The following is a 6,487-nucleotide window of genomic DNA, read 5'->3' on the forward strand; positions in this document are numbered from 1 at the left end:
GTTCTCTGCGGGTCGCCCGGTAGGTAGTGTCGGCAGCGGTGGGGAGTTAGGGAACGATGGCCTCTATTTTGAGATGCGTAACGCAGGACACCCTGTTAATCCCTTGGACTACATTCACAATTGAGGAATGACTTGACCTTTATGAGATGCACCATGTTGCCGGTCGCCTTCCTTTTACCGCGCATATTCACGGGTTGTTGTTACACCCTCGGAGACTTCATCCATGTCCACTCCCCGCTTCCCTAAACCGCGCCGCGGTATTTTGCTGGGCATCGGTGTTGGGCTCGTTCTGGGCGTCAGCATCAGTTTTGCGGTCACCGTTTACGCGGCTAGGGATCAGGATAAAATCCCACTGGAACAAATCCAGACCTTCAGTCAGATCTTCGAGATCGTCAAATCCAATTACGTCGACCCCACTTCCGACAAGAAACTGATGGATGGCGCCATCAATGGCATGGTCAGCGCCCTGGACCCCCACTCTGCTTATCTGACGCCCAAAGAATTCAAAGAGATGCAAGTGCTCACCAATGGCAAGTTTGGCGGGCTGGGCATCGAGGTAACAGGCGATCATGGGGCACTTAAAGTCGTTGCCCCCATCGACGGTACCCCGGCAGCAAAGGCGGGCATCGAATCAGGCGACCTCATCGTCAAAATTGACGGCAAGCTTTTGCAGGGCGTCGGCCTGCAAAAGACCGTGGATATGATGCGCGGCAAACCCGGTACGCAGGTAACCCTGACCATTTTGCGACCTCATCAGGCTCAGCCCCTGCATTTCACCCTGACCCGCGCCGTCATCAAGGTACAGAGTGTGCGCGCTGCCATGCTTGCACCCGGCATTGGCTACATCCGTATCAGTCAGTTCCAGGAAAACACCGGCAGTGCGACCCGCAAGGCCGTAGAGCATCTGGAGCAGGAGGCCAACGGGCATCTCAACGGCTTGATCCTCGACCTGCGCAATAATCCGGGTGGGGTGCTCGGGGCCGGGGTTGAGACGGCGGGTACCTTCCTGAACAAAGGACTGATCGTCTACACCAAGGGCCGTACCGCCAACAGCGACATGCGCTTCTCCGCCCATGGACCAGACTACCTCCACGGCGCGCCCATGATTGTGCTCATCAATGGCGGCTCGGCCTCGGCGGCCGAAATTGTCACCGGCGCCCTCAAAGACGAGCACCGTGCTCTGGTCATGGGCCAGCGCAGCTTTGGCAAGGGGTCGGTACAGACGGTGATGCCGCTGAGCAATGGCGGCGCCCTCAAACTGACGACGGCACTCTATTACACCCCTGCGGGCTGCTCCATCCAGAGCCAGGGTATCGTTCCCAATATTAAGGTGCAGCCAGCCAATGCACAGCTGCGCACCCTGGATGCCGACCTCCTGAAGGAGTCGGAACTGCATGGTGTGCTGAAAGCGCCGGACGAGTGCAGCAAGGTCGCCCCCCAGTACACCATCGCCCTGCCGATCCCCGCCACTGCCGCCACTCAGTCCACCAAGGAAGATGAGGCTATGGCCGCCAGCAGTGTCCTGAAGCCAGATCCGGCCAAGGATTACCCTCTGCGCGAAGCACTCGCCATACTGGAAGGCAAGGCGGTCCCGGTACAGGAAAAGGGGCATACCGTCGATACCGTGATTCCCCTTCCGAAAGCAGTGGGACAATGATCCGGCCAGGAATATTTTGCTTTGTCATGCGCTGATCATGGATAAATTTCGCACGCGCACGGTCGAACCAAGGGTGGCTGTTCGGGCCGCCCGAATGGTAGAGATTGTGCATTTATTCTTAAGAGGAACAGGGCCATGGTGACCTCGGCAATACAGGTACTTATCCCCGTAGCGGACGGCTTCGAGGATATGGAGGTGGTGATCTCCTGCGACATTCTACGGCGGGCGGGTTTAAAAGTTGTCCTCGCTGGGCTCGATGCAGGATTCGTCACCGGCGGGCGTGGGTTGCGCCTGCAACCCGACGCACTGTTAGCCGATGTGGTCAGCGTTGATGTCGATGTAATCCTGCTCCCTGGCGGCAATGAGGGTGTACAGCGACTGGCAAAGCATCGACCGCTTATTCAGCTTCTGCAGGAAAGACACCGGCGGGGGCAGATTATTGCCGCCATTTGTGCGGCACCTGGCATGCTGGCCACCCACCATCTGCTCGACGGGCGGCAGGTCACCGCCTATCCAGGCATCCTCGACCCGCAGAGCTCGGACTATACCTATCAAGAAAGTGCCGTAGTGATTGATGGTCCTCTGATCACTTCACGGGGGCCGGGTACGGCCATGGATTTTGCTCTTACCCTGGTGGAACTTCTCCTCGGTCCTGAAAAACGTCGGGAAACAGAGGCGCCACTACAACGTAGTACCTCCTGAGACTTCCCCTTTGTCCGCCACTATGGATAATAGGGCCAGCGTCACTTAACCTGAAGGAAAATTTATGAAACTTCGCGCGGTCATTCTTGCTGCCACAGTCAGCGCTTTTGCAGTACCTGCTTTTGCTGCCCCTGTCGCCACCGTCAATGGTACCGCCATCGACAACAGCCAGGTGCAGGCCATCATGTCCATGAGCCCGGCGCTTGCCAAAGAGCCCAATGCCCGCGAGCAAGTGGTGCAAAATCTGGTAAACATGGAAGTACTTTCGCAGTACGCCATCAATCACAAGCTGAACCAGTCCTCTGATGTCAAGCAACGTCTGGCCATAGCCAAGCGCCAGATCTTGGCCGATGCGGCGGTGGACCAGTATGTGAAAGATCATCCGGTTCCTGAGGCCGACATTCAGAATGCCTACAACAAGTTCGTCCAGGCCATGGGCAAAAAGGAATTTGAAGTGCGTCACATCCTGGTGAAGACCAAGGCCGAGGCCGACAAGGTTATGGCCGAGCTCAAGGCCGGCAAGAAGTTCTCTGCCCTGGCGGAAAAAGACTCCATTGACAAGGCCAGCGCCGCCCACGGTGGCGAGCTGGGCTGGATTGTCCCCGGTATGGTCGTTCCGCCCTTCGCTCAGGCCATCGAGACAGCCCCTACTGATAAGCCCGTTGGCCCGGTGCAGACCCAGTTCGGCTACCACGTGATCGAGGTCCAGGCGACTCGTGTTCTGACCCCACCGCCACTGAGTGCCATGAAGGATCGTATCAAGATGCAGTTGCAGCAGCAGGAGGCCGCCAAGTTTGTCTCCGATCTGCGCAGCCAGGCGAAAATCGATATCACCAAGTAATTTCGGTGTTGTTTGAGCAAAAGCGCCGGGGGCTTTCCCCCGGCGCTTTTTTTTGACCACCAGCGAACCCATCTTCAAAAAATACAGGGTAAGCGGATTTTGCTGGTGGACCACCTTGCCAGAGTGGAGGGCAGGCGCCACAATGACAGCGGACGTTAAATATTATGGAGTGTAGGTCATGGGTAGAACACAGCATCGTCGCAGCACCATCCTGGAGCGCGAGCCGCAGGTACAGGAACCCCGCATGTACCGGGTGCTGCTGATAAATGATGATTTCACCCCCATGGACTATGTCGTGCATATTCTTGAAGCGTATTTTCACAAGCCCCATGAGGAGGCAGTCGCGGTGATGCTGGCGGTACATCAGCAGGGTAAAGGATTATGCGGGATTTTTCCCTATGATCTGGCGGAAACCAAGGTGGCCCTGGTCACCGCTGATGCCCGGCAACACCAGCATCCACTACGCTGTATCATGGAAAAGGAGTGAACCATGATCGATAAATCCCTGGAACAGTCCATCAATCAGGCCTTCCAGATGGCCCGCCAGTACGGACATGAATATGCATCCGTGGAACATCTTCTGCTTGCCCTTCTGGATAACCCAGACGGCATGGATGTGCTCAGCGCTTGCGGTGCCGATCGCACCCATCTGTCTGCGGAATTACAAAAGTTTCTGGAACGCAAAGTACCCGCCATGGGTCCTGCGGGAACGGTCAACACCCAGCCATCTGTAGGTTTTCAACGGGTCATTCAGCGCGCCCTCTACCATGTGCAATCGGCGGGTAAGGAAGCGGTTTCGGGGGCGAATGTCATTGTCGCCATCTTCGCCGAAAGGGAATCCCACGCCGTTTATTTCCTGCAGAAAGAGCATGTGACACGACTCGATGTGGTCAATTTTCTGGCGCACGGCATGCGCAAGGATGAAGTCATGGATGAGGAAGAAGAGGAAGTCGAGCGCACCACGGAAAAGAAGGGAGACAGTAAGGACCCGCTCACAGTTTATGCGCGCAACCTCAACGCCATGGCGCGGGCCGGACGGCTGGACCCGCTGATCGGACGCCAGGAGGAGTTGATCCGAGCCCTTCAGGTGCTAGCACGGCGCCGGAAAAACAACCCCCTCTTCGTCGGTGAACCGGGCGTCGGGAAAACCGCCATCGTCGAGGGCCTTGCGCGTGCCATTGTCGCCGGCAAGGTGCCGGAGATGCTGGAAAACGCGACGATTTATGCCTTGGATTTGGGGGCGCTGATCGCCGGATCCCGCTACCGGGGTGACTTTGAAGAACGCCTGAAAGGGGTGCTGAAGGCGCTGCGCAAAAAACCCAACAGCATCCTGTTCATCGACGAGATTCATACCCTGATCGGCGCCGGAGCCGCTTCGGGTGGCGCCATGGATGCCTCCAATCTGCTGAAGCCGGCCCTCGCCTCCGGTGAACTGAAGTGTATCGGGGCGACCACCTATCAGGAGTTCCGCCAGTATTTTGAGAAAGATCGCGCGCTAACCCGTCGCTTCCAGAAAATTGACGTGCCGGAGCCCTCTCAGGAAGAGTCCGTGCAGATTTTACGCGGACTGAAGGGACAATTTGAGCAGCATCATGGCCTGCGTTATACCGACACTGCCCTGCGCGCGGCGGTAGAGCTTTCCGTCAAGCATATCCATGATCGCCATCTGCCCGACAAAGCCATTGATCTCATCGACGAGGTGGGCGCCGCGCAAGCGCTTTTGCCTGCATCCCGGCGCAAGAAGAGTATCGGCGTTCACGACATTGAAGAGATGGTCGCCCGGGTGGCCCGCATTCCGGGTAAGAGTGTTTCTACCGATGATCGTCAGGCGCTGAAGAATCTGGAGCGGGATCTGGGATTCGTCATCTATGGTCAGGAAAAGGCCATCCACGAACTCTCCGCGGCTATCAAAATGGCGCGGGCAGGCCTGCGCCACCATGAAAAGCCGGTGGGGAGTTTTCTCTTTTCCGGCCCGACCGGCGTGGGTAAGACCGAGCTCAGCCGGCAGTTGGCCAGCCTGCTCGGCATTCCGTTACTGCGCTTCGACATGAGTGAATACATGGAACGGCATACGGTGTCACGGCTCATCGGTGCACCGCCAGGATATGTCGGGCATGACCAGGCCGGACAACTGACGGAGGCGGTGAGCCGTAATCCACATGCGGTGCTGTTGTTGGATGAAATTGAGAAGGCGCACCCGGATATCTTTAATGTGCTCCTGCAAGTGATGGATCACGGCAAGCTGACAGATGCCGGCGGCCGCACGGTGGACTTCCGCAATGTGGTGCTCATTATGACCACCAATGCGGGGGCTGAGTCGCGCGGCAAAGCGAATATTGGTTTCATGAACGCCCCCCAGAGTGATGGCGGACAGGAAATGGAGACCATCCGCCGGGTCTTCGCGCCGGAGTTCCGCAATCGCCTGGATGCCGTCGTACCCTTCACACCGCTCTCTAAGGAGACGGTGCTACACGTGGTGGACAAGTTCGTTATGGAGCTGGACGAGCAGTTGCTGCAAAAGGGCTATAGCCTGGAAATCAGCGCTGAACTACGGCAATGGCTGGCGGACAAGGGCTACGACCCGCAGATGGGCGCACGGCCGATGACGCGGATTATTCAGGAGCACCTGAAGAAGCCGCTGGCGGAGCATATCCTCTTTGGCGACCTGCCCAAGGGCACGCGAATCACTGCGCGCCTGGAGAACGGTGAGGTGAAACTGGAGATACCGGTGCCCGTGCATCAAGACTGACGGATGGATAAGGCATTATTACATTTTGACAATACCTATGCGCGCGATCTAGAGGGTTTTTTCGCCCCCTGGCAGGCCGCCGCTGCTCCGGCGCCCCGATTGCTGCTATTGAACTACGCGCTAGCCGAAGAACTGGGGCTCGATAGCGCGGCGCTGGATAGCGATCTCGGCGCCGCCATTTTCTCGGGAAACCAAGTTCCGGAAGGGTCGCATCCGCTCGCCCAGGCTTATGCAGGGCATCAATTCGGTCATTTTTCCCCGCAGTTGGGCGATGGCCGCGCCCTCTTGCTCGGCGAGTTGATCGATCGCCATGGTCGGCGCCGGGATATGCAACTGAAAGGCTCTGGTCGCACGCCCTTTTCGCGGGGCGGCGATGGCAAGGCGGCACTGGGGCCGGTGCTGCGCGAATATGTCATCGGCGAAGCCATGCATGCGCTGGGCATACCCACGACCCGCGCGCTGGCCGCCGTCACGACAGGGGAAACCGTCCGTCGGGAAACATCGCTCCCCGGCGCCATCCTCACCCTGTCTCTTATAC

Annotated in this window: 6 protein-coding genes; all 6 read left to right on the forward strand. The window is 58.0% G+C overall.

Features of this window, described 5'->3' with window-relative positions; all coding sequences use genetic code 11:
• Nucleotides 1-223 precede the first annotated feature (223 nt).
• Nucleotides 224-1,657 carry a S41 family peptidase gene (locus Q0C48_RS11025; protein ID WP_291524310.1) on the forward strand — a complete coding sequence of 478 codons (1,434 nt, stop codon included), beginning with the start codon at nt 224-226 and terminating at the stop codon, nt 1,655-1,657.
• 135 nt (nt 1,658-1,792) lie between these two features.
• Complete coding sequence (locus Q0C48_RS11030; protein ID WP_291524312.1) at nt 1,793-2,359, forward strand: DJ-1 family glyoxalase III; 567 nt, start codon at nt 1,793-1,795, stop codon at nt 2,357-2,359.
• Nucleotides 2,360-2,423: 64 nt separating this feature from the next.
• Nucleotides 2,424-3,200 carry a peptidylprolyl isomerase gene (locus tag Q0C48_RS11035; protein WP_291524314.1) on the forward strand — a complete coding sequence of 259 codons (777 nt, stop codon included), beginning with the start codon at nt 2,424-2,426 and terminating at the stop codon, nt 3,198-3,200.
• Nucleotides 3,201-3,378: 178 nt separating this feature from the next.
• On the forward strand, nt 3,379-3,687 hold the full coding sequence (clpS, locus tag Q0C48_RS11040) for an ATP-dependent Clp protease adapter ClpS (protein ID WP_291524316.1): 309 nt from the start codon (nt 3,379-3,381) through the stop codon (nt 3,685-3,687).
• Nucleotides 3,688-3,690: 3 nt separating this feature from the next.
• Entirely contained in the window at nt 3,691-5,949 is a 2,259-nt protein-coding gene (gene clpA, locus Q0C48_RS11045) for an ATP-dependent Clp protease ATP-binding subunit ClpA (RefSeq protein WP_291524318.1), read from the forward strand.
• Nucleotides 5,950-5,952: 3 nt separating this feature from the next.
• The coding region (locus Q0C48_RS11050; protein WP_291524320.1) for a protein adenylyltransferase SelO family protein at nt 5,953-6,487 on the forward strand (535 nt) is incomplete at its 3' end.

Origin of the sequence: Acidithiobacillus sp. (assembly GCF_023255755.1) — a bacterium.
In the GTDB taxonomy this organism is placed as follows: Bacteria; Pseudomonadota; Gammaproteobacteria; order Acidithiobacillales; family Acidithiobacillaceae; genus Acidithiobacillus.

What these genes read in the sequence shown, in the direction of transcription:
- Q0C48_RS11030 (WP_291524312.1), top strand. Translation starts at nt 1,793, where the DNA reads ATGGTGACCTCGGCAATACAGGTACTTATCCCCGTAGCGGACGGCTTC.
- Q0C48_RS11025 (WP_291524310.1), top strand. Translation starts at nt 224, where the DNA reads ATGTCCACTCCCCGCTTCCCTAAACCGCGCCGCGGTATTTTGCTGGGC.
- Q0C48_RS11035 (WP_291524314.1), top strand. Translation starts at nt 2,424, where the DNA reads ATGAAACTTCGCGCGGTCATTCTTGCTGCCACAGTCAGCGCTTTTGCA.
- clpA (WP_291524318.1), top strand. Translation starts at nt 3,691, where the DNA reads ATGATCGATAAATCCCTGGAACAGTCCATCAATCAGGCCTTCCAGATG.
- clpS (WP_291524316.1), top strand. Translation starts at nt 3,379, where the DNA reads ATGGGTAGAACACAGCATCGTCGCAGCACCATCCTGGAGCGCGAGCCG.